The sequence below is a fragment of the Microbacterium sp. HSID17254 genome (genome assembly GCF_003989315.1).
Taxonomy (GTDB): domain Bacteria; phylum Actinomycetota; class Actinomycetes; order Actinomycetales; family Microbacteriaceae; genus Microbacterium.
In genome coordinates this window covers 1-1,222 of record NZ_RBLT01000100.1, presented here as the reverse complement: position 1 = coordinate 1,222, position 1,222 = coordinate 1, and the positions used below count along the sequence as shown (strand labels likewise).

Sequence of the window (1,222 nt, the reverse complement as noted above, 5' to 3'; positions counted from 1 at the left end):
ACATCCTGGTGCTGTAGAGCGGCTCAGGCGTATACCGGGTATACGCCTGAGGACCCCGACGGCGGTGTGCAGGGCACGTCGCCAGCCGTCGGCCTCGGCACCCCACCGAGGTGAGTCCCGACGATGGCCCCGACGACGGATTGGTCTGGCGCTCTGGTTGCGCAGGTCGAGTCTGACGGTCGTATACCCGGTATACGCGCGCCGTTGAGATCGTCTGTGCGATGTGGGGCCCGCGCGATGACCTGCTTCCTGTCCGGCGTGCCCTCGCCGGCTGAGCACTCGCACTCGGTACAGTTCCGAGGTCCGACCCAACTAGTCGATTGCGGGAGAACATGCGGGAGAGCTCTATGGTCGCGCGACCTAACGAGAACGGTGAGCAGGTACTGCTTGCCTATAGGCCCGTTCAGTTCACCCTCGACCAGACGGCGCGGGCGATGAACGCGGTCATCGACCCGCATCTTCGGAAGCTCAACGCTCGTTCACGAGTAGGACGCAGCAGAGTGCGTGAGGTTCCCCGCCTCATCGTCACCGACGGCTGGCCACCTGGTTTCAGCGCCGACCCCGACCGGGTCGCCTACTGGCGCGCCTGGCTCCTCAGCAACGGTATCTTCACCGACGACTCGCAGTGAGATCGAATCCTGGCGTGCCCCCCAAGACTGCCCCGGCCCATGCAGCACTGACCCCCCCCCGCATCACCGCCGTCCTCAATCAGAAGGGCGGCGTCGGGAAGACTGGCCTCACAGCCGGCACCGGCGGCGCCCTGTGCGAACGGGGACGCCGGACTCTTCTCATCGACCTCGACCCACAGGGCCACCTCACAACCGAGGCGCTCGGGCTGGATGAGGCAGACCCCAGCAAGCCGAACCTGGCCGCCGCGCTGGCCGCAGAGCTCCCTGGCCCCACCAGTGCACTCGTCGTGCGGCACTCACAGTCTGAATCTGGCGGCTGTCTCGATGTCCTCCCGCACTGTGTGTCGATGTTCCTGGTGGTGCGCAAACTGCACGCGGCCCGCTCACCCGAACACCGGCTGACCCGCGCCCTTCAGCAACTCGACGGCATGTACGACCACGTGCTGATCGACTTCCCCCCGTCGCTCGACGTCCTAACCGACACAGTACCTGTAGAACATCACGGGATGCTGCTTCCGACCACCGCGATACACCCCTCGCTCCCACCCCTCCGGCCACTGATCGAGCAACGTCCTGTCCTCTACGACGCACCT

Annotated in this window: 2 protein-coding genes; both read left to right on the top strand. The window is 65.9% G+C overall.

Annotated features, from left to right (window positions below; translation table 11 throughout):
- Positions 1-347 precede the first annotated feature (347 nt).
- On the top strand, positions 348-629 hold the full coding sequence (locus D8M34_RS17915; RefSeq protein WP_126894698.1) for a hypothetical protein: 282 nt from the start codon (positions 348-350) through the stop codon (positions 627-629).
- 14 nt (positions 630-643) lie between these two features.
- On the top strand, positions 644-1,222 hold a 579-nt coding region (locus D8M34_RS17910; protein ID WP_148113089.1), incomplete at its 3' end, for a ParA family protein.